This window comes from Azotobacter chroococcum, from assembly GCF_004339665.1.
Lineage (GTDB): Bacteria > Pseudomonadota > Gammaproteobacteria > Pseudomonadales > Pseudomonadaceae > Azotobacter > Azotobacter chroococcum.
In genome coordinates this window covers 1-19,260 of record NZ_SMMU01000054.1, presented here as the reverse complement: position 1 = coordinate 19,260, position 19,260 = coordinate 1, and the positions used below count along the sequence as shown (strand labels likewise).

General features: G+C 67.7%; 23 protein-coding genes. 7 read left to right on the top strand and 16 right to left on the bottom strand.

What is annotated here, in order from left to right; all coding sequences use genetic code 11:
* Window positions 1-143 precede the first annotated feature (143 nt).
* Together erpA and argC are read right to left on the bottom strand one after the other, a co-directional pair.
* On the bottom strand, window positions 144-494 hold the full coding sequence (erpA, locus tag EV691_RS21620; RefSeq protein WP_039801648.1) for an iron-sulfur cluster insertion protein ErpA: 351 nt from the start codon (window positions 492-494) through the stop codon (window positions 144-146).
* Between the two features lie 145 nt (window positions 495-639).
* Window positions 640-1,674, bottom strand: coding sequence for an N-acetyl-gamma-glutamyl-phosphate reductase (gene argC, locus EV691_RS21615; RefSeq protein WP_131301062.1), 1,035 nt, complete (start codon window positions 1,672-1,674; stop codon window positions 640-642).
* A gap of 134 nt (window positions 1,675-1,808) precedes the next feature.
* Here argC and hemJ point away from each other — a divergent pair, with 134 nt between their 5' ends.
* The 3 genes from hemJ to coq7 all read left to right on the top strand — a co-directional run bounded on the left by hemJ (window position 1,809) and on the right by coq7 (window position 3,433).
* Complete coding sequence (hemJ, locus tag EV691_RS21610) at window positions 1,809-2,237, top strand: protoporphyrinogen oxidase HemJ (RefSeq protein WP_131301060.1); 429 nt, start codon at window positions 1,809-1,811, stop codon at window positions 2,235-2,237.
* Window positions 2,238-2,360: 123 nt separating this feature from the next.
* Complete coding sequence (locus EV691_RS21605) at window positions 2,361-2,699, top strand: histidine triad nucleotide-binding protein (RefSeq protein WP_089167054.1); 339 nt, start codon at window positions 2,361-2,363, stop codon at window positions 2,697-2,699.
* A gap of 86 nt (window positions 2,700-2,785) precedes the next feature.
* Window positions 2,786-3,433, top strand: coding sequence for a 2-polyprenyl-3-methyl-6-methoxy-1,4-benzoquinone monooxygenase (coq7, locus tag EV691_RS21600; protein WP_131301058.1), 648 nt, complete (start codon window positions 2,786-2,788; stop codon window positions 3,431-3,433).
* Between the two features lie 84 nt (window positions 3,434-3,517).
* Here the strand turns inward: coq7 and speD are convergent, their stop codons facing one another.
* Both speD and EV691_RS21590 read right to left on the bottom strand, forming a co-directional pair.
* Window positions 3,518-4,312, bottom strand: coding sequence for an adenosylmethionine decarboxylase (speD, locus tag EV691_RS21595; RefSeq protein ID WP_039801640.1), 795 nt, complete (start codon window positions 4,310-4,312; stop codon window positions 3,518-3,520).
* 216 nt (window positions 4,313-4,528) lie between these two features.
* Entirely contained in the window at window positions 4,529-4,951 is a 423-nt protein-coding gene (locus EV691_RS21590) for an OsmC family protein (RefSeq protein ID WP_039801639.1), read from the bottom strand.
* A 228-nt stretch (window positions 4,952-5,179) separates the two neighbouring features.
* Here EV691_RS21590 and crp point away from each other — a divergent pair, with 228 nt between their 5' ends.
* Window positions 5,180-5,827, top strand: a complete 648-nt coding sequence (gene crp / locus EV691_RS21585; RefSeq protein ID WP_039801637.1) for a cAMP-activated global transcriptional regulator CRP — start codon at window positions 5,180-5,182, stop codon at window positions 5,825-5,827.
* A 46-nt stretch (window positions 5,828-5,873) separates the two neighbouring features.
* Here the strand turns inward: crp and trpC are convergent, their stop codons facing one another.
* The 5 genes from trpC to EV691_RS21560 all read right to left on the bottom strand — a co-directional run bounded on the left by trpC (window position 5,874) and on the right by EV691_RS21560 (window position 9,783).
* Complete coding sequence (gene trpC, locus EV691_RS21580; protein WP_131301056.1) at window positions 5,874-6,674, bottom strand: indole-3-glycerol phosphate synthase TrpC; 801 nt, start codon at window positions 6,672-6,674, stop codon at window positions 5,874-5,876.
* The gene (gene trpD, locus EV691_RS21575) at window positions 6,671-7,717 is read right to left on the bottom strand and encodes an anthranilate phosphoribosyltransferase (protein ID WP_131301054.1); all 1,047 of its coding nucleotides are present in this window, start codon (window positions 7,715-7,717) and stop codon (window positions 6,671-6,673) included. Before trpD ends, trpC begins: the two co-directional genes overlap by 4 nt.
* A complete protein-coding gene (locus EV691_RS21570) occupies window positions 7,717-8,310 on the bottom strand; it encodes an aminodeoxychorismate/anthranilate synthase component II (RefSeq protein ID WP_131301052.1) in 594 nt (197 codons plus the stop codon). Before EV691_RS21570 ends, trpD begins: the two co-directional genes overlap by 1 nt.
* 543 nt (window positions 8,311-8,853) lie before the next feature.
* The gene (locus tag EV691_RS21565; protein ID WP_131301050.1) at window positions 8,854-9,243 is read right to left on the bottom strand and encodes a hypothetical protein; all 390 of its coding nucleotides are present in this window, start codon (window positions 9,241-9,243) and stop codon (window positions 8,854-8,856) included.
* A gap of 294 nt (window positions 9,244-9,537) precedes the next feature.
* Window positions 9,538-9,783 (bottom strand): hypothetical protein, encoded by a 246-nt coding sequence (locus EV691_RS21560; RefSeq protein ID WP_131301048.1) that lies wholly within the window; start codon window positions 9,781-9,783, stop codon window positions 9,538-9,540.
* Window positions 9,784-9,803: 20 nt separating this feature from the next.
* Here EV691_RS21560 and EV691_RS21555 point away from each other — a divergent pair, with 20 nt between their 5' ends.
* Complete coding sequence (locus EV691_RS21555) at window positions 9,804-10,562, top strand: tetratricopeptide repeat protein (RefSeq protein ID WP_131301046.1); 759 nt, start codon at window positions 9,804-9,806, stop codon at window positions 10,560-10,562.
* A 249-nt stretch (window positions 10,563-10,811) separates the two neighbouring features.
* Window positions 10,812-11,420, top strand: coding sequence for a DedA family protein (locus EV691_RS21550; RefSeq protein ID WP_131301044.1), 609 nt, complete (start codon window positions 10,812-10,814; stop codon window positions 11,418-11,420).
* A gap of 85 nt (window positions 11,421-11,505) precedes the next feature.
* Here EV691_RS21550 and EV691_RS21545 read toward each other — a convergent pair whose 3' ends face one another.
* From EV691_RS21545 to EV691_RS21515, 7 genes are all read right to left on the bottom strand, one after another.
* Entirely contained in the window at window positions 11,506-12,936 is a 1,431-nt protein-coding gene (locus tag EV691_RS21545; RefSeq protein WP_131301042.1) for an RtcB family protein, read from the bottom strand.
* Window positions 12,937-13,002: 66 nt separating this feature from the next.
* Entirely contained in the window at window positions 13,003-13,254 is a 252-nt protein-coding gene (locus tag EV691_RS21540) for an acyl carrier protein (protein ID WP_131301040.1), read from the bottom strand.
* An 11-nt stretch (window positions 13,255-13,265) separates the two neighbouring features.
* On the bottom strand, window positions 13,266-14,408 hold the full coding sequence (locus EV691_RS21535) for a dihydrolipoamide acetyltransferase family protein (RefSeq protein ID WP_131301038.1): 1,143 nt from the start codon (window positions 14,406-14,408) through the stop codon (window positions 13,266-13,268).
* Window positions 14,409-14,541: 133 nt separating this feature from the next.
* The gene (locus tag EV691_RS21530; protein ID WP_131301036.1) at window positions 14,542-15,513 is read right to left on the bottom strand and encodes an alpha-ketoacid dehydrogenase subunit beta; all 972 of its coding nucleotides are present in this window, start codon (window positions 15,511-15,513) and stop codon (window positions 14,542-14,544) included.
* Window positions 15,510-16,496 (bottom strand): pyruvate dehydrogenase (acetyl-transferring) E1 component subunit alpha, encoded by a 987-nt coding sequence (gene pdhA, locus EV691_RS21525; RefSeq protein ID WP_131301034.1) that lies wholly within the window; start codon window positions 16,494-16,496, stop codon window positions 15,510-15,512. The genes EV691_RS21530 and pdhA overlap by 4 nt, the downstream gene beginning before the upstream one ends.
* Window positions 16,493-18,253, bottom strand: a complete 1,761-nt coding sequence (gene acsA / locus EV691_RS21520) for an acetate--CoA ligase (protein ID WP_131301032.1) — start codon at window positions 18,251-18,253, stop codon at window positions 16,493-16,495. The genes pdhA and acsA overlap by 4 nt, the downstream gene beginning before the upstream one ends.
* A gap of 84 nt (window positions 18,254-18,337) precedes the next feature.
* Window positions 18,338-18,937 (bottom strand): TetR/AcrR family transcriptional regulator, encoded by a 600-nt coding sequence (locus tag EV691_RS21515; protein WP_131301030.1) that lies wholly within the window; start codon window positions 18,935-18,937, stop codon window positions 18,338-18,340.
* A gap of 133 nt (window positions 18,938-19,070) precedes the next feature.
* Between EV691_RS21515 and EV691_RS21510 the strand changes: the two genes are divergently transcribed.
* Window positions 19,071-19,260 (top strand): aldo/keto reductase (locus EV691_RS21510; RefSeq protein ID WP_207901113.1); only part of this gene is annotated, 190 nt, incomplete at its 3' end.

The following is a 19,260-nucleotide window of genomic DNA, read 5'->3' as shown; positions in this document are numbered from 1 at the left end:
CAGCAGGGGGCAGCGGTTGGTGAGTTTGGCGACTGCCAATTTACCTGCTTCCCTGACTGTCAATCCTCGCTTTCCCAGGATTCCGCGAAGAACCAATAAAAACGCCACCTCGAAGGTGGCGTTTCGACTAACTAGATGCAGCCTCAGACCGAAAAGGACTGGCCACAGCCACAGGTGGTCGCGGCATTGGGATTCTTGATCACGAAGCGTGAACCCTCCAGCCCCTCCTGATAATCGACCTCGGCCCCGGCCAGATACTGAAAGCTCATCGGATCGACGACCAGGCTGACCCCCTCACGCTCGACGATGGTGTCGTCCTCGGCGACCTCCTCATCGAAGGTGAATCCGTACTGGAATCCCGAGCATCCCCCGCCCGTGACGAATACACGGAGCTTCAGCCGCGGATTGCCTTCCTCGCTGATCAGGGTCTTCACCTTGTTTGCGGCCCCCTGCGTAAAGAGCAACGGAGTCGGGGTGAAGGTTTCAACGGTCATGCTGGTGACTCCCCGGCGCCATGCGCCCTAACTAACAGTAAACCGGATTATCCACCTGCGCGAAAAACCCGGTCAACAGACTGCCTGCCAATCCGCCCCATTAGCGGGCCTTACTGGCGGCCGGGCAGGGCCATCCTCTTCGTGATTAGGGCAGCAAGGCGGCATGGGCCAGGCCAAGCCGCTCATCCAGACCGAAGAGGATGTTCATGTTCTGCACCGCCTGTCCGGAAGCTCCCTTGACGAGATTGTCGATCACCGACAGTACCACCACCAGATCGCCGCCCTGCGGCCGGTGCACGGCGATGCGGCAAACGTTGGCTCCCCGTACGCTGCGGGTTTCCGGATGGCTGCCGGCCGGCATGACATCGACGAAAGGCTCGTTGGCATAGCGCTTCTCGTAGAGCGCCTGGAGATCCATGGAACGGTCGACGACGGTCGCATACAGGGTGGCATGAATGCCACGGATCATCGGCGTCAGGTGCGGCACGAAGGTTAGCCCGACCTCGCCCCCGGCCGCGCGACGCAGGCCCTGGCTGATTTCCGGCAGGTGACGGTGGCCCTTCACCGAGTAGGCCATCATGCTTTCGCCGGCCTCGCAGAACAGCGAACCGACCTTGGCCCCGCGGCCTGCGCCGCTGACCCCGGATTTGCAGTCGGCAATCAGCCGTGCGTTGTCGGCCAGACCGGCCTCCAGCAACGGCAGGAAGCCCAGCTGGGTCGCCGTCGGATAACAGCCGGGGACGGCGATCAGGCGTGCCATGCGGATCTGCTCGCGATTCACCTCGGGCAGGCCGTAAACCGCTTCCGGCAGCAGCTCCGGGGCACCGTGCGGCTGACCGTACCAGCGAGCCCACTCCTCGGCATCCTGCAGCCGGAAGTCGGCGGACAGGTCGATCACCCGGGTGCCGGCAGCCAGCAACTCGCCAGCCAGGGCATGGGCGACGCCATGCGGCGTGGCGAAGAACACCACATCACAGCTGCCCAGAATGGTGCTGTCCGGCACACTGAAGGCCAGCTCGTCATAATGGCCGCGCAGATTCGGGTACATATCGGCGACCTTCACCCCCGACTCCGAACGCGAGGTGATCACCGCCACCTCCGCCTGGGGATGCTGCGCCAGCAGACGCAGCAGTTCGACCCCGGTGTAGCCCGTGCCGCCAACGATACCGACCTTGACCATAAACCCGCCCTCGCCTCAAGCCACTGAAAGGGTGCCGATGATAAAGCCCCGGCCGGCAGCCGGCCAACCGCCCGGATGACGTGCGCCACCGCCTGCCACTAGTATTTCGGCTTTACCGCTACCGGGAGTGCCCCATGCTCTACCTCTGGCTGAAAGCCCTGCATATCATCGCCGTCGTCTGCTGGTTCGCCGGACTCTTCTACCTGCCGCGCCTGTTCGTCTACCACGCCATGAGCGAGGACCAGAGCAGCCGCGAGCGCTTCTGCGTCATGGAGCGCAAGCTCTACCGGGGCATCATGAATCCCTCGCTGATCGCCACCCTGCTGCTCGGCGCAGGGCTCATCGCACTGAACCCGGGCTACTACTTCAGTCAGGGCTGGATGCACGCGAAGCTCACGGCGGTCCTTCTGCTGATCGGCTACCACCATGTCTGCGGCCGCCAGCTCAAGCGCTTCGCCAGCGGCGAAACCCCGCACAGTCACGTGTTCTTCCGCTGGTTCAACGAGATTCCCGTGCTCTTCCTGCTGGCCATCGTGATCCTGGTCGTGGTGCGCCCCTTCTGAATACACACGGTTCAATCCTCGTCCGATACGCTTGCTCCACCCTTGGTTCCACATCAGCCTCTGGCTGCTGTGGAGCGCCCCCGTTAAACTCGGAGGACCTCACAACAGGCAGGGAGACTGTCCGTGGACTGTCTATTTTGCAAGATCGCCGCCGGGGAGATCCCTGCGCGCAAGCTCTACGAAGACGACCAGGTCGTCGCCTTCCACGACATCGGCCCGCAGGCGCCGGTGCATTTCCTGGTCATTCCGAAGCGGCACATTGCCACCCTCAACGACCTGAGCGAAGAAGACCGGCTGCTGGCCGGACACATGCTCTTCACCGCCCAGCGCCTGGCCAGGGAGCAGGGCTGCGAGGAAGGTTTCCGCGTGGTGATGAACTGCAACGAGCAAGGCGGACAAACCGTCTACCACATCCACATGCATGTGCTCGGCCAGCGCCAGATGCACTGGCCACCAGGCTGATCCGCCCAGCGCTGCAGCCGCGGCGCCCTCCCCAAGCGCCACCCTGCCCGGGTCAAACTGCCCGGCATGAATTCTCCGGAGGTTCCATGGCCAACGAACGCCACTATTCGGCCGCCGACCGCCTGCTGCTGCAGGCCGATGCAGCCCTGCGCACCCTGCTGCCCTTCAGCGGCAAGCCCTATCGCCCGTCTCCAGCTCAGAGCGAACCGGAAACCCAGCTCGATGCCGGCCAGGCCCGGCATGTCGCCGGCCTCATGCGCGTCAATCACACCGGCGAGGTCTGCGCCCAGGCGCTCTACCAGGGCCAGTCGCTGACCGCCCAACTGCCACAGGTACGCAGCGCCATGGAGCAGGCCGCCAACGAGGAAGTCGACCACCTGGCCTGGTGCGAACAGCGCATCCGCGAGCTGGACAGCCGACCCAGCCTGCTCAACCCCTTGTTCTACGGCCTGTCCTTCGGCATCGGCGCAGCGGCTGGTCTGATCAGCGACCGGATCAGCCTGGGCTTCGTCGCGGCAACCGAGGACCAGGTCTGCAAGCACCTGGACGACCACCTGGGCCAGTTGCCGGAGGAAGACCGGAAATCCCGCGCCATCCTCGAGCAGATGCGCATCGATGAGCGGCAGCATGCCGCGACCGCCCTCGAGGCCGGCGGCCTGCGCTTCCCGGCGCCGGTCAAGTTCGGCATGTCCCTGCTGTCCAAGGTGATGACCAAGACCACCTACCGGATCTGATGGCACAGGGTATCGAGCAAGACAAAGGGCGCCTATGGCGCCCTTCGTGCTCTCTAGATCCGCGGCCTGAGGCCCGCCGGCGTCTCAATGCGGCATGTTGCGCGCATAGAAGATTTCCAGCATTTCGTGGCGCAGACGCTCCTCCACCTGCTTGCGCTGCTCGCCAGACAGGTTGCGGGTAGCATCGCCGAACAGATAGTTGTCCAGGTCGAAGTCCTTGAGCAGCATCTTGGTGTGGAACATGTTCTCCTGATACACGTTCACGTCGGTCATCTGGTAGGCCGCACGGGTATCCGCGGAGAGATACTTCTGGATCGAGTTGATCTCGTGATCGATGAAGTGCTTGCGGCCCTCCACGTCGCGGGTGAAGCCGCGCACCCGATAGTCCACGGTGACGATGTCCGAGTCGAACTGGTGGATCAGATAATTGAGCGCCTTCAGCGGCGAGATCACCCCGCAGGTGGACACATCGATATCCACCCGGAAGGTGGCCAGGCCATCGACCGGATGGATTTCCGGATAGGTGTGCACGGTGATGTGACTCTTGTCCAGATGCGCCAGAATGGTTTCCGGCAGCGGCCCCGGCGACTCCTCGATCTGGCTTTCGGTCGGCTCGACCGGCTGCTCGGAGATCAGGATGGTCACGCTGGCCCCCTGGGGGTCATAGTCCTGGCGGGCGATGTTCAGCACATTGGCGCCGATGATGTCGACAACATCGGTGAGAATCTGCGTCAGCCGCTGGGCATCGTACTCTTCGTCGATATACCGGATGTAGGCCTGCTGGTCTTCCGGCGTTTCCGCGTAGCAGATGTCGTAGATGTTGAAGCTCAAGGTCTTGGTCAGGTTGTTGAACCCGTGGAGCTTGAGTTTGCTTTTCACCGTTTGGGAACTCTCAGTCGATGCGGCCCCGCCGCGTGATTGGGCATGCCCGTCAGATGCGCGGGCGGCATCTGCGTAGGACGGTTAACACCTCTTCGCGTTGGCGATTATGGTTGTGCTGCCAGGGCCCGATGCCCCTGAAAATGGGGGCGAATTATGCAGAGCCACGCGCCGCGACGCCAGCGTCCGCGCAGCCCTCACGATGTCCGGGAGGATTCAGCCGAGTTCGACGATTTCGTAGTCGTGGCTGATCTCCACCCCGGCGCGGCCCAGCATGATGGAGGCGGAACAGTATTTCTCCGCCGACAGCTCCACGGCCCGCTTGACCTGCGCTTCCTTCAGCCCCCGCCCCTTGACCACGAAATGCAGATGGATCCTGGTGAACACCTTGGGATCCTCGCCGGCCCGCTCGGCCTCCAGGAAGGCCTCGCAGTTCTCCACCGCCTGCCGCGACTTCTTCAGGATGCTCACCACATCGAAGCTGGAACAGCCGCCCAGGCCCAGCAGCAGCATCTCCATCGGCCGGATGCCGAGGTTGCGCCCGCCATTCTCCGGCGGACCGTCCATGACGACCGCATGGCCGCTGCCGGACTCGCCGATGAACATGGCCTCGCCGGCCCATTGAATGCGCGCTTTCATCCCAGACTCCCTTGCTGAAAATGCCGCGGATTCTAGCACAGCGTCCCCTGCCCACCGCCGCAGCCCGAAAGACGGGAAAGATCAGGGGAGATGTTCGCTCCATCACAAATCGGAGCCGGCATGGCACGTGCGTCTGTTAAGCTGCCATCAGTTTACTGGCACACTTAAGCCACAAGTAGAAAAACGCCAGACGACAAGGACCAATCTTCATTCCAAGGGGACTCCCGCGTGGTCGCTCTCACCCTTCTTCCACCCAAGCTCAACAATCACGACAAACTGCTCGCCCATTGCCATCGGCGCCGCTATACCGCCAAGAGCACGATCATCTATGCGGGCGACCGGTGCGAAAGCCTGTTCTTCATCATCAAGGGCTCGGTCACCATCCTCATCGAGGACGATGACGGACGCGAGATGATCATCGCCTACCTGAACGCCGGGGACTTCTTCGGCGAAATGGGCCTGTTTGACAAGGAGGGCAGCGAGAAGGAGCGCAGCGCCTGGGTCCGCGCCAAGACCGAGTGCGAAGTGGCGGAGATCAGCTATGCCAAGTTCCGCGAACTGGCCCAGCAGGACCCGGAAATCCTCTATGCCCTCGGCCGGCAGATGGCCGACCGCCTGCGCAACACCACCCGCAAGGTCGGCGACCTGGCCTTCCTCGACGTCACCGGCCGCGTGGCGCGCACCCTGCTCGACCTGTGCAAGCAGCCCGACGCCATGACCCATCCCGACGGCATGCAGATCAAGATCACCCGTCAGGAAATCGGCCGCATCGTCGGCTGCTCGCGGGAAATGGTCGGCCGCGTGCTGAAGAGCCTGGAGGAACAAGGCCTGGTTCACGTCAAGGGAAAGACCATGGTGGTCTTCGGTACCCGCTGAGGCCCCTCCGCCAGCCCGGCGCGCAACACGCCGGGCCGCAAGGCTCTTAGCTCGGGAAGAACAGCCGGCGCAGCTCGGCCCCCGGCTTCTCGGCACGCATGAACGCCTCGCCGACGAGGAAGGCGTACACCCCACTGACCTCCATCAGCTCGACATCGGCGCGGTTGAGAATGCCGCTCTCGGTGACCACCAGACGGTCCCGCGGCACCTTCGGCAGCAGGTCGAGGGTGGTTTCCAGGCTCACCTCGAAGGTGTGCAGGTTGCGGTTGTTGATGCCGATCAGCGGCGTTTCCAGTTGCAGCGCCCGCTCCAGCTCGGCGCCGTCATGCACCTCCACCAGCACGTCGAGACCGACCTCCTTCGCGGTGGCGGCCAGCTCCAGCATCTGCTCATCACCCAGTGCGGCGACGATCAGCAGCACGCAATCGGCACCCAGCGCACGGGCCTCGACCACCTGATAGGGATCGATGAGAAAATCCTTGCGGATCACCGGCAGGCCGCAGGCTGCACGGGCCTCCTGCAGATAGGCGTCGCTGCCCTGGAAGAAGTCCACGTCGGTCAGCACCGACAGGCAGGTCGCCCCGCCCTCCTCGTAGCTTTTGGCGATCTCCGCGGGGACGAAGTGCTCGCGCAGCACGCCCTTGCTCGGCGAGGCCTTCTTGACCTCGGCGATCACCGCCGGCTGCTTGCGCCCGACCTGCGCCTGCAGGGCCGCGGCGAAGCCGCGCGGAGCACTGGCGGAACGGGCCAGCGCCTCGACCTCGGCCAACGGGACACGGGCGCTGCGCTCGGCGACTTCCTCGACCTTGCGCGCGATGATCTTTTCCAGAACGGTGGGCAGGCTCACGCTTGATTCTCCTGACGAAAGACGGCGGTGATGGATACCAGTTCCTCCAGCTTGTCGCGCGCCAGCCCGGTGTGCAGAGCGTCGTGGGCCAATGCCACGCCCTCCTTCAGGCTGCCGGCCTGGTCGGCGGCATAGAGCGCGGCGCCGGCGTTGAGCACGATCATCTCGGCGGCCTTCTGGCCGTTCTCGGTCTTGCGCCGACCGAGGGCATCGCGAATCAGCGCCAGCGACTCCTGCGGCCCCTCCACATCGAGGCCGATCAGGCTCTGGCTCCTGATGCCGAAATCCTCCGGCTGGACGAGGTACTCGTCGATCTGGCCGTTGCGCAGCTCGGCAATGTAGGTCGGTGCGGCCAGGCTGATCTCGTCCAGACCGTCCTGGGCATGCACCACCAGCACATGCAGGCTGCCCAGACGGGCCATCACCTCCGCCAGCGGCCGGCACAGCGCCTGGCTGAACACGCCGAGCACCTGATGCTTCACCCCGGCCGGATTGGTCATCGGCCCCAACATGTTGAACAGCGTGCGCAGGCCGAGTTCACGGCGCGGACCGATGGCATGCTTCATCGCGCCGTGGTGGGCGGGAGCGAACATGAAGCCGACGCCGACCGACTCGACGCAACGCGCCACCTGCTCGGGGGTCAGGTCCAGGTAGACCCCAGCGGCCTCCAGCAGGTCGGCGCTGCCGCTCTTGCCGGAGACCGCGCGGTTGCCGTGCTTGGCCACCCGGCCGCCGGCCGCGGCGACGACGAAGGCCGCGGCGCTGGAGACGTTGAAGATGTTCATGCCGTCGCCGCCGGTGCCACAGGTGTCGACCAGGTGCGCAGCGTCGATCCGCACCGGCGCGGCCAGCTCGCGCATGACCCGCGCGGCGCCGACGATCTCGTCGATGCTCTCGCTCTTCATGCGCATGCCCATCAGGAAGGCGCCGATCTGCGCGTCGCTGCACTGGCCGGTCATGATCTGGCGCATCACCTCCTGCATCTCCGCCGTGCTCAGGTCAAGACGCTCGGCCACCCGCGCCAGGGCTTGCTTGATGTCCATCAGCGCACGCCTCCATTGTGCTTCAGGAAGTTGGCGAACAGCTCGTGCCCCTGCTCGGTGAGAATAGACTCGGGATGGAACTGCACGCCCTCGATGTTCAGGGTCTTGTGGCGCAGGCCCATGATCTCGTCCATGGCGCCGTCCTCGAACTGCGTCCAGGCGGTGATCTCCAGGCACTCCGGCAGAGTTTCGCGCTTGACCACCAGCGAATGGTAGCGGGTCACGGTGAGCGGATTGCTGAGGCCGGCGAACACCCCCTGGTCCCGGTGGAACACCGGGCTGGTCTTGCCGTGCATGGCCACCCGCGCGCGCACCACGTTGCCGCCGAAGGCCTGGCCGATGCTCTGGTGGCCGAGGCAGACACCGAGGATCGGCAGCTTGCCGGCGAAATGGCGGATCGCCTCGAGCGACACCCCCGCCTCGCTGGGCGTGCAGGGGCCGGGCGAGATCACCAGGCGCTCCGGGCGCAGGGCCTCGATCTCGGCGATGCTCAGCTCGTCGTTGCGGATCACCTTGACCTCCGCCCCCAGCTCGCCGAGATAGTGGACGACGTTGTAGGTGAAGGAATCGTAGTTGTCGATCATCAGCAGCATGTTAGGCATAACCCCTTGATATTACTGCTTTTTAATTAAAGCCATCTGATTTCATACCCGCTTATGCACCCGCTATTTCTTTCGCTGGGCCATCTGACGATAAGGCTGGTCGGTAGAAAACAGAGAAGCAGCGAATACGGTCCGGCGAGCCGGAGAACAAGGAGGTCAGGCGCGCCAACGCCAGTGGGCATGTGCTTTGATGACTCGCATCAGAAGGGTGCAGGACGTCACGGATACTCTCACGGTTCATCCCCGCACACGCGGGGAACACGGTGCCCATCTTACTACGCTGAACGCTTCTCGCCTCGCCGTTCTGAACAGTCTCGTGTCATCGCCTCCGCGCTGTACCTTCGGTAGCACCAGGCGTTCGCGCAGTTTTCCTCTTCAACTGCTCACGTCCTGTGGCCCGACTTTTCCTATCGGCGCCCGCTCCGGCTTCGCGCCGGTCATGCGCCTCTCCAATCCCCCGCCGCTGAATCGCAGGCACAAAAAAAGAGCCCCCGCCGGTACGGCGGGGGCTCTTTTTTTCGATCTGTCGGCGGATCAGCGACCGTTGTAGGCGAAGGATTCGGCGGTTTCAGGGGTCCAGCCATACGGACGCGGGCGGTTGCCGTGGATCACGACCTTTTCGCCTTCGGCGAAGACGTAGTTCGGCGAGCGGTACTCCTTCAGTTCGCCGCTGTCGGTGCGCACCAGGTAGATACGCTCGCTGGCACCCAGGGCCTCCTGACCGGAACCGCCGAACAGTGCACCAAAGCCTGCACCGATCACCGCACCGATCGGACCGCCGACAGCGCCGGCCATCATGCCGTTCATGCCGCCCGCAGCCTGGCCGGAGGTCTCGCTCGTCACTTCCCGGACGATTTCGGCAGCATTGACAGTGCCGACGCAGAGCATGCCGATGGTCAGAGCCAGAATTCCGAATTTTTTCATGGCGGTTTCCCCAGAGCGAGACGAGCGGTCGTTACCAGTCGATTCCATCGAGACGAGGTGTGGCGCTGTTATCGCCGTTGTTTCGTCTCCCTTGGTTTGTAAACTACCGCTTTCATTGACATGAATCAATAAAACAATCGCCCTCTCATGCTTAAGGAGGGGGGCTCCCAAGGGCCGGCAAGACGGCGCCTCCAGCCACGCGCTTCGCAGAAGATAGCCAACTAACTGATTTGCAAGAAAAAGCCGAACAGACCGGGACTTGCGTCCAATTTCTGAGGTCTTGACTCAACATTTTCACTTCGGCGCGATCGCACTCACCCGCTGCCGCTGCTCCAGCGTTCGCAGCGTCCCGAGGCCGAGCATTCCGAACAGATGCTCGAAGAGCACGTCGTCGAGCGACGGCAGCGGCGCCGGATCGGTCCACCGCAGCAGGCGGACGAAGGCAGCGCTGAGGATCTCATTGTGCTCGACGGCAGCAGCGCGAGCACCGGCACGAAGCGGGCGCGCTATGATCGCGCCCGCTTTCCACACCTGCCGCAAACGAGACGACCCTCCCCGCCATGCTCAAGACACCCTTCAGGATTTCCGGCCTGTGGCCGGCCCTGCTGCTCTGGACCCTCGGCGCGGCCCTGCCCGCCGGCGCCGCGCAGGAAAACCAGGCCGTGATCGCCCTGCTGAAAAGCGCCATCGAGGAATTCAGCGCCGGGCGCCCCGAGCAGGCCGCGTCCGCCCTGGAACGGGGGCTGCGCATCGAGCCTAACAATGCCATCCTCTGGCACTACCTGGGACAGACCCGCCTGCATCAGGGGCATTATCAGGAGGCCGGGTCCCTGGCCGCCAAGTCCAACACCCTGATCGGCGACAACGACGCCCTGCGCGCGCGCAATGTCTGGCTGATCGCTGCCGCCCGGCAGGCCGCCGGCCAGAACCGCTCGCCGAGCGCCAGCGACGGCGGGCAAGCGGCCCTGCAGCAGCGCCTCGACGAGGAAACCGAACGGCGCCGGCAAGCCGAGGCCGAGGTCGCCGCCCTGCGCGAACGGCTGGAGCAGGCGCAATGCACGACTGCCAGCCAGGCGCCGATGCCCTCCAACACACCCGGACCGTTCCGCCCGGAGCGCTCCCCGGCCGATATGCAGGACGCCGCGCTCGGCCTGGCCCATGACCGGAGCGCACCGTCGGTTCCGACCAGCCACTGGCCCCCAGCGGGCAAGTGCCGCATCTGGTTCCCGGACCGTCCGCCGGGGCAGCAGCCGCCGCCGGGCGACTGCCGGACGCTGAAGCGCCAGCTTCCGGTTGGCGCCTGGCTGGTCGGCTCCTGAACAGGCATCGAATACCGTTGCGGCCAGCGGACCATGCGCGTGCAGGACAAACCCTCTCGCCCGCCTCAATGGCTGCGCCTGGCCATCGACCACGGCGTCAGTCCTGGGCGTCATCCGACCGACGCCCCCTGACAACCCCTCAAAAGCGCGTGCGAGCGTTTAGCCTGGCAGTCCGCGCCCCTGTATCATGAAGGGGTAATTCAGAACACCGCTCAGCAACCCCAGGCGCGCAGGCGCAAGAGATCCCCCATGTTTGACGGCATAGTCGACTTCATCGCCCAGACGGGCTACCTCGGCGTATTCCTCCTGATGGTCCTGGAAAACCTCTTTCCACCCATCCCCTCCGAACTGATCATGCCGCTGGCCGGCTTCGCCGCTGCCAAGGGCGACCTGAGCGCGTCCGGCGTGCTGCTGGCGGGAACGGCAGGCTCGGTGTTCGGCGCATTGCCCTGGTACTACGCCGGCTATTTCTTCGGCAGCGAACGGCTGAAGCGGCTGGCCGGGCGCTTCGGCCGCTGGATGACCATTTCCCCGCAGGAAGTGGATAGCGCCTCGGCCTGGTTCGAGCGCCACGGCTGGAAGGCCACGCTGTTCGGCCGGCTGATCCCGGCGATCCGCACCCTGATCTCGACGCCCGCCGGCATGGTCGCCATGCCGATGCGCGCCTTCCTGTTCTACTCGACGCTCGGCTCGCTGGTGTGGATCGCGGCGCTGACCAGCGCAGGTTATCTGCTGCACGGGCAATACCATGTGGTCGCCGACTACATCGACCCGCTGTCCAAGGTGGTGGTGCTGGCGGTGGTCGGCCTGTACCTGTACCGCCTGCTGGCCCACAAGGGCACCGACGCCGAAGCCTGAACCGGCCCGGCGACAGGCTCGTCGTCCAGCCCGGGGCACGCGCCCCGGGCTTTTTGTTTCCGGTGCCCGGCATGCCGGGCACGGCTCAGCCCTTGATGCACACCAGCGGCCTGAGCCGCGCCACCCGCCGCGCCAGCCCTGCCTGCTCGGCCGCCTCGACCACCGCGCCGACGTCCTTGTAGGCCAGCGGCGCCTCCTCGGCCACGCCGCGCAGGCTGGGACTGCGGATCAGGATGCCGCGCCCCGCCAGTTCGTCCACCACCGCGCGGCCCTGCCAGCGGCGCAGCGCCTCGTGGCGGCTCATCGCCCGCCCGGCGCCGTGGCAGGCCGAGGCGAAGGCGCGCTCCTCGTCGCCGCCCGCGCCGGCCAGCACCCAGGACGAAGTGCCCATGCTGCCGCCGATCAGCACCGGCTGGCCGACCTGGCGGTACTCCGCTGGCAGCTCGGCGTGCCCGGCGGCGAAGGCGCGGGTCGCCCCCTTGCGGTGGACGAACAGCCGCCGGCTCCGCCCGCCGAGGACATGCCGCTCCTCCTTGCAGGTGTTGTGCGACACGTCGTAGAGCAGCGGCATGGCGATGCCGGGGAACAGCTCGGCAAAGGCCTCGCGCGCCAGCTGGGTGAGAATCTGCCGGTTGGCCAGCGCGCAGTTGATCGCCGCGCGCATGGCGCCGAGATAGCGCTGGCCCAGCTCGGACTTGAGCGGCGCGCAGGCCAGCTCGCGGTCCGGCAGGGCGATGCCCGCCTGCGCGGCGGCAATCACCATGGCACGCAGGTAGTCGGTGCCGATCTGGTGGCCCATGCCCCGCGAGCCGCAATGGATGGTCACCAGCACGTCGCCCTCGGCCAGGCCGTAGGCCCGGGCCGCCTCGGCATCGAACAGCGCGTCGACCACCTGCACCTCCAGGTAGTGATTGCCCGAGCCGAGGGTGCCCATCTCGTCGCGCTGGCGCTTCTTCGCCTGCTCCGAGACGGCGGAAGGATCGGCGCCGGCCATGCAGCCGGACTCCTCGATGCGCGCCAGATCGGCCTCGCTGCCGAAGCCTTCCTCGACCGCCCACTTCGCGCCGCCGCGCAGCATGGCGTTCATCTCCTGAGGCCTCAGGCGCAGCGCGCCGGTGCTGCCGAGTCCGGCCGGGATGCGCCGGTAGAGCACGTCGGCCAGATGCGGCTTCGCCGCCTCCACGTCGGCCAGCTTGAGTCCGGTGTGCAGGCTGCGCACCCCGCAGGAAATGTCGAAGCCGACCCCGCCGGCCGACACCACGCCGCCCTCCTCGGCATCGAAGGCCGCCACCCCGCCGATCGGGAAGCCGTAGCCCCAGTGCGCATCGGGCATGGCGTAGGAGGCCTCGACGATGCCCGGCAGGCTGGCGACATTGGCGACCTGCTCGCCGACCTTGTCGTCCATCGCCTCGACGAGTGCCTGCGAGGCGAAGATCACCCCCGGCACGCGCATCCGCCCACTGGCCGGCAGCTCCCATTCGAAGGGGCCGCGCTGACGAAATTGCGAGAGGTTCATGGTCAGTCTCCTGCGGGAAGCAGTCGCCTGACTATAGGTCAGCAACTGCGGCGCGGCAGGGACCGGTCATCCGGCCGCCAACCGCCGCCCCACATAGGCCAGCAGCGCATCCAGGCTGGTCAGCTGCTGGTAGTCGGCCTCCGGGATGTTCACCCCGAGGCGCTGGTGCAGGGCGGCGAGAAAGCGCAGCCAGTCCATCGAGTCGAGGTCGACCTCGTCGCGCAGCGGGCGGTCGCCGCGCAGGGTCTCGGCTTCGACTTCCGGGGCGATGCCCTGCAGGGCTTCGAGCACTTCGCGGCGGATCTGTGCATCGTCCATCTTCGGGTTCCTCACAGGCGGTCCGGGGTCTGCAGCAGGCGGCGCACCTCGCCGAGAAAACGCGCGCCGTAGTGGCCGTCGCTGGCGCGGTGGTCGGCGGCCAGGCTGAACTGGGCACTGGGCATCACGCACAGCCTGCCCTCCTCCACCCAGGGCCGCTCGGCGATGCGGCCGACGCCGACCAGCGCCACCTGCGGCGGGTAGATCACGCCGAACACGCTGTCCACGCCCTGGTCGCCAAGCTGGGTGACGGTCAGGCTGGCGTCGGACAGCTCCGAGCTGCGCAGCGAGTAGCTGCGCGCGCGCTGCACCAGATCGCCCAGTTCGGCCATCAGCTGCTCCAGCGGCTTGTCGGCCACATCGTGCAGCGCCGGGGCGATCAGCCCGCCCTGGCGCAAGGCCACCGCCACGCCGAGGTGGATGCCGGGCGCCGCCCGGAAGGCGCCGTCCTGCCAGTAGCCGTTGAGCTGCGGATAGTCGCGCAGGGCCAGGGCGACGGCCTTGAGCAGCAGCACCCCGGGCAAGAGGCGCTGCTCGGGCGGCAGCCCGGCGTTGTGCGCCGAAAGCCAGGCCATGGCGGCGCCGAGGGGGATGGTTTCGCCCAGGTAGTAATGGGGAATCTCACGCTTGGAACGGCTCATCGCCGCGGCGATGGCCTGGCGCATGGCGGCCTGGCGGTCGAGGGGCGCGGCCGATTTCGCCGCGGCCTCGACGTCGGCCAGGCTCACCGCGCCCTGCGGGCCCGTGCCGCTCAGGGTGCCGGCATCCACACCCAGTTCGGCGGCGCGCTTGCGCGCGGCGGGGGAGATCCGCGCGCGGCTGGCGGGTGGCGCGGCGGACGTGGTCGTACCTGGCGCAGGTGCCGGCTGGGCCGGTTTCGCGACGCGTGCGGGGCGCTGCACGGTTTCCGAGGTTTCCCCGGCCTCCAGCAACGCGGCGATGGGCGTGCCCACCGGCACCTTGTCGCCCGGCTGGATCAGCAGGTCGAGGACCGTGCCGTCCTGCCAGCACTCCACGTCCACCGCCGCCTTGGCGGTGTCGACCACCGCGACCACCTGGCCGCGCCGGACCGCCTCGCCCGGCGCGATCCGCCACTCCAGCAGGGTGCCCTCGTCCATGTCGGCGCCGAGGGAGGGCAGCTTGAATTCGATCATCGGTCCTCCCCTGGGAGATGACTCCCACGCTCCTGCGTGGGAGGCCGGGCCCGGGCGCTCCTGCGCCCTCGGGACGCCGGAGCGTCCCCTGCGGCGTGCCCACGCCGGAGCGTGGGCACGATCATCAATTCGATCATCCCAGCAGTCCCTTCGCCGCCGCGACGATGCCCGGCACCTGCGGCAGCGCCGCCTCCTCCAGATGCTTCGCGTAGGGGATCGGCACCTCCAGGCTGCACACCCGCGCCGGCGGGGCGTCGAGGTCATAGAACGCCTGCTCGACGATCCGCGCGATGATCTCGGCGGACAGGCTGCCGCTGCGCCAGCCCTCGTCGACCACCAGCGCGCGGCGGGTCCTGCGCACCGAGGCGAGGATGGTGGCGTCGTCCAGCGGGCGCAACACGCGCAGGTCGAGCACCTCGGCGGAGATGCCCTCGCCAGCCAGCTGTTCGGCGGCGCTCAGTGCCTTGCCGAGGGTGCCGCCATAGGCGATCAGGGTCAGGTCGGTGCCCGCCCGGCGCACCCGTGCCGAGTGGATGTCCACCACTTCGCGCTCGTCCAGCTCGCCCTCGAGGTTGTACAGCGCGCCGTGCTCGAAGAGCAGCATCGGGTCGGGGTCCTGCAGCGCCGGCCAGAGCATGCCGCGGGCATCCTCCAGGGTCGCCGGGGCGAGGATCCTCAGCCCCGGGATGTGCGCGTACCAGCCCTCCAGGCTGTGCGAGTGCTGCGCCGCCAGCTGGCGCCCGGCGCCGGTGGCCATGCGCACCACCAGCGGCACCGAGAACTGCCCGCCGGACATGTGCCGCAGGGTCGCGGCGGTGTTCATCAACGGGTCCAGCGCCAGCAGGCTGAAGTTCACCGTCATCACCTCGACGATCGGCCGCAGACCGCCCAGCGCCGCGCCGATGCCGGCGGCGACGAAGGCCAGCTCGGAGAGCGGCGTGTCGCGGATGCGCTGCTCGCCGAACTCCTCCAGCAAGCCCTTGGACACCGCATAGGTGCCGCCGTAGCGGCCGACGTCCTCGCCCATCAGGAACACCCGCGGATCGCGGGCGAGCGCCTCGCGCAGACCCTGGCGCAGGGCCTCGCGGTAGGTGGTGCGGCTCATGGCGAGCGCTCCGGGGTATAGACGTCGTTCATCAGCGTCTCGACCGGCTCCAGGCTGGCGGCCTCGGCGAAGGCCACTGCCGCCTCCACCTCGGCCGCCGCCTCGGCCTCCAGGGCGAGAAAGCCCGGCTCGTCGAGCAGCCCCTGGGCCTTCAGCTGCGCGCTGTAGCTGTGGATCGGCCCGCGCTTCTTCCACTCCTCCACCTCGGCCTTGTCGCGGTACAGCTCGGGGTCGAACATCGAGTGGGCGCGGAAACGGTAGGTGCGGAATTCGAGAAAACAGGGGCAGTGGCCGGCATGCACCTGCTCCACCGCCGCGCGGGTCGCCTCGTGCACGGCGACCACGTCCATGCCGTCCACCGAGCGGGCCGGCACGCCGAACGCCTGGACCTTGGCGCACAGGTCGGTCTGCGCCTGCGAACGCGCCAGGGCGGTGCCCATGGCGTAGAGGTTGTTCTCGCAGCAGAACAGCACCGGCAGCTGCCAGAGCGCGGCGAGGTTGAGCGACTCGGCGGCGGCGCCCTCGGCCAGCGCGCCCTCGCCGAAGAAGCAGGCGGTCAGCCGATTGCCGCCCAGCATGCGCTCGGCCAGCGCCAGGCCGACCGCCAGCGGCAGGCCGCCGGCGACGATGGCGTTGCCGCCGAAGAAGCGCGTCCTGGCGTCGAACAGGTGCATGGAGCCGCCGCGCCCGTGCGAGCAGCCCGCCTGCCGGCCGTACATCTCGGCCATGATCGCGTTCATCGGCACGCCCTGCAGCAGCGCGTGGCCGTGCTCGCGGTAGGTGGCGACCACCGCGTCGTCCGCCGCCAGGGCATGCAGCGCGCCGACCGCCACCGCCTCCTCGCCGATATACAGGTGCAGGAAGCCGCGGATCTTGCCCTCGCCGTACAGCTCGGCGGCGCGCTCCTCCAGGCGGCGAATGCGCAGCATGTCGTGCAGAAGGCCGAGGGCGAAGTCCTGCGGGTAGGGGACGGGCGCGATCATGTCGGGTTCTCCAGGGTCGAGGTGTCGCCCTCGGGCAGGCCCAGCTCGCGGGCCTTGAGCAGGCGGCGCATCAGCTTTCCGCTGCGGGTGCGCGGCAGACTCGCCAGGATGTCCAGCTCCTTGGGCGCCACCGCCGCGCCGAGGCGCTTGCGCGCGTGGCCGAGCAGCTCATCGTGCAGCGCCGCGCCGGCCGCGAAGCCGCCCTTGAGCGAGACGAAGGCCTTCACCGTCTCGCCGAGGATCGGGTCGGGCTTGCCGATCACCGCCGCCTCGGCCACCGCCGGGTGTTCGAGCAGCGCGCTCTCCACCTCGAAGGGGCCGATCAGATGGCCGGCGGACTTGATCACGTCGTCGCTGCGGCCGACGAACCAGTAGTAGCCGTCGGCGTCGCGGCGGGCCAGGTCGCCGCTCAGGTACCAGTCGCCGGCGAAGCAGCGCCGGTAGCGTTCGTCCTGGCCGAGGTAGGCGCGGAATATGCCGGGCCAGGGCTGCTTCAGCGCCAGCTCGCCGATGACCTCATCGCCGAGGAAGTCCAGCGCGCCGTCCTCGCGGCGCTGGACGATGGCCGCCTCGATGCCCGGCAGCGGCTTGCCCATCGAGCCGGGCTTGATCGGCATGGCCGCGGTGTTGGCCAGCATGATCCCGCCGGTCTCGGTCTGCCACCAGTTGTCGTGGATCGGCAGGCCGAGCACCTCCTGGCCCCACCACACCGCCTCGGGGTTGAGCGGCTCGCCGACGCTGGCGACGAAGCGCAGGTTCGGATGGCGGTGCCTGCGCGCCAGCTCGGCGCCGGCCTTCATCAACAGGCGGATGGCGGTCGGTGCGGTGTACCAGACGCTGATCCGCTCGCGCTCGAGGATGGCGTACCAGCGCTCGGCGTCGAACTCGGCGCAGTCGACCACGCTGGTGACGCCGAGCAGCAGCGGAGCGAGGATGCCGTAGGAGGTGCCGGTGACCCAGCCGGGGTCGGCGGTGCACCAGAACACGTCGCCCGGATGCAGGTCGAGGGCGTACTTGCCGGTGACGTAGTGAGTCAGCGCCGCGCCGTGCACGTGCAGCGCGCCCTTCGGGGTGCCGGTGGTGCCGCTGGTGAAGTGCAGCAGCGAGGGGCTGTCGGCGCGGGTCGGGGCGACCTCGAACTCGTCGGCGGCCTCGCCCAGCAGGCGGTGCAGATCGTGGGTGCCCGCCACCTGCACCGCGCCGTTGTCCTCGTCGTAGAGCAGCACGTGCCTGAGCCGCGGCAGCCGCTCGCGGAGCGCCGCCACCTTGCGCCGGTACAGCGCCGTGCTGGTCAGCAGCACCTCGCCCTCGCCGAGGCGCAGGCGGGTTTCCAGGGGCTCGGGGCCGAAGGCGGCGAACAGCGGCGCGACCACGCAGCCGCACTTGAGCCCGCCGAGCACGCCGAGGTACAGCTCCAGGCCGCGGTTGCACAGCACGAACAGCCGCGCGCCGGGCTTCACGCCCAGCGTGGTCAACAGGTTGGCGAAGCGGCTGGTCAGCCGGCCCAGCTCGCCGTAGCTGACCTCGCGGCGGCGCTCGCCCCGTTCGAGCAGGCGCAGGGCGACATGGCTGCGGCGCGGTCCGGCGGCATGCCGGTCGACCGCCTCGAAGGCCAGGTTCAGCCCGCCGCCGGGCAGGCCGGAGAGGCCGGTCGCCTCGACCTGCCAGGAGAAGGCCGCGCGGGCCGCGGCGGTGTCCGGCCAGTTGGGGGTCTGGCGCAGGTCGGCGGGGGTTTTCTCGATGATGGCCGGGCGCATGGGAACTCTCCCTCGGGCGATGCCATCTTCAGCGTAGTGAGCGCCCGGCGAGTTCGCCGGGCCATTCGTGCTCCCGCCGTCCGCTCAGCCGGCCTGCGCCGGCTCGCCGCCCCTGCCTGCGCCTTCGATAGAGGCCAGAACCGCCTGCAGGATCTCCTCCGAGAGGGCCGGATCGTCGACGGCGCGGGCCAGCACCTGGGCGCCGACCATGGCGGAAAAGGTCGCCAGCGCCTTGCGCCGCCGAACGGCCTTCGAGCGCCCCGGCAGCAGGCTGCCCAGCAGGTCGAGCAGCGGGCGCAGGCCCTCGGTCAGCGCATGGCGCACGCCCGGAGCGTGCCGCGGGGCCTCCGCGCCCAGCGCGGCCAGCGCGCAGCCGAGACCGGGGTGGTCGCGGTGGGCAGCGGACAGATAGGCCGCGGCCACGGCGGACAGGCCCTCCTCGCCCGCCTCCGCGATCCTCGCCTGCCAGCGGCCCAGGGACTCCTCCAGGGCCTGGCTGCAGGCCTGCGCCATCAGCTCCTCCTTGGAGGCGAACTGGCCATAGAAGCCGCCGTGGGTGAGCCCGGCGCCCTTCATCAGATCGGCGACCCCGATGCCGTCGAAGCCGCGTTCGCGAAACAGCCGGGATGCCGTCTCCACCACCCGCCGGCGGTTTTCCGCCGCCTGTTCTCTGCTGACTCTCATGTTCTTCCAACCGCGCTGCGAACCAACACCGGTTGACATTATAAAGTTCGATCGTAATCTAACGTAAACATGATGATCGTAATTTAAAAGACCAGGCGCGCCAACGCACGCCGGCAGGCAAAAGGAGCCTTGCATGCGTTACATGACCTTCGGCCGGAACACCGGCCTGCGCGTTTCCGAGCTGGCGCTGGGCACCGGCAACTTCGGCACGGGCTGGGGCTACGGCACCGAGCGCGACGAGGCGCGGCGGGTGTTCGACGGCTACGTGGAGGCCGGCGGCAACTTCATCGACACCGCCGACATCTACCAGTTCGGCCAGGCGG

Bases quoted from the DNA above. Each gene is read 5' to 3' on its own strand.
- erpA (WP_039801648.1), bottom strand. From the start codon at position 494: ATGACCGTTGAAACCTTCACCCCGACTCCGTTGCTCTTTACGCAGGGG.
- argC (WP_131301062.1), bottom strand. From the start codon at position 1,674: ATGGTCAAGGTCGGTATCGTTGGCGGCACGGGCTACACCGGGGTCGAA.
- hemJ (WP_131301060.1), top strand. From the start codon at position 1,809: ATGCTCTACCTCTGGCTGAAAGCCCTGCATATCATCGCCGTCGTCTGC.
- coq7 (WP_131301058.1), top strand. From the start codon at position 2,786: ATGGCCAACGAACGCCACTATTCGGCCGCCGACCGCCTGCTGCTGCAG.
- EV691_RS21590 (WP_039801639.1), bottom strand. From the start codon at position 4,951: ATGAAAGCGCGCATTCAATGGGCCGGCGAGGCCATGTTCATCGGCGAG.
- trpD (WP_131301054.1), bottom strand. From the start codon at position 7,717: ATGGACATCAAGCAAGCCCTGGCGCGGGTGGCCGAGCGTCTTGACCTG.
- EV691_RS21570 (WP_131301052.1), bottom strand. From the start codon at position 8,310: ATGCTGCTGATGATCGACAACTACGATTCCTTCACCTACAACGTCGTC.
- EV691_RS21565 (WP_131301050.1), bottom strand. From the start codon at position 9,243: ATGAAAAAATTCGGAATTCTGGCTCTGACCATCGGCATGCTCTGCGTC.
- EV691_RS21555 (WP_131301046.1), top strand. From the start codon at position 9,804: ATGCTCAAGACACCCTTCAGGATTTCCGGCCTGTGGCCGGCCCTGCTG.
- EV691_RS21550 (WP_131301044.1), top strand. From the start codon at position 10,812: ATGTTTGACGGCATAGTCGACTTCATCGCCCAGACGGGCTACCTCGGC.
- EV691_RS21545 (WP_131301042.1), bottom strand. From the start codon at position 12,936: ATGAACCTCTCGCAATTTCGTCAGCGCGGCCCCTTCGAATGGGAGCTG.
- EV691_RS21540 (WP_131301040.1), bottom strand. From the start codon at position 13,254: ATGGACGATGCACAGATCCGCCGCGAAGTGCTCGAAGCCCTGCAGGGC.
- EV691_RS21535 (WP_131301038.1), bottom strand. From the start codon at position 14,408: ATGATCGAATTCAAGCTGCCCTCCCTCGGCGCCGACATGGACGAGGGC.
- EV691_RS21530 (WP_131301036.1), bottom strand. From the start codon at position 15,513: ATGAGCCGCACCACCTACCGCGAGGCCCTGCGCCAGGGTCTGCGCGAG.
- pdhA (WP_131301034.1), bottom strand. From the start codon at position 16,496: ATGATCGCGCCCGTCCCCTACCCGCAGGACTTCGCCCTCGGCCTTCTG.
- acsA (WP_131301032.1), bottom strand. From the start codon at position 18,253: ATGCGCCCGGCCATCATCGAGAAAACCCCCGCCGACCTGCGCCAGACC.
- EV691_RS21515 (WP_131301030.1), bottom strand. From the start codon at position 18,937: ATGAGAGTCAGCAGAGAACAGGCGGCGGAAAACCGCCGGCGGGTGGTG.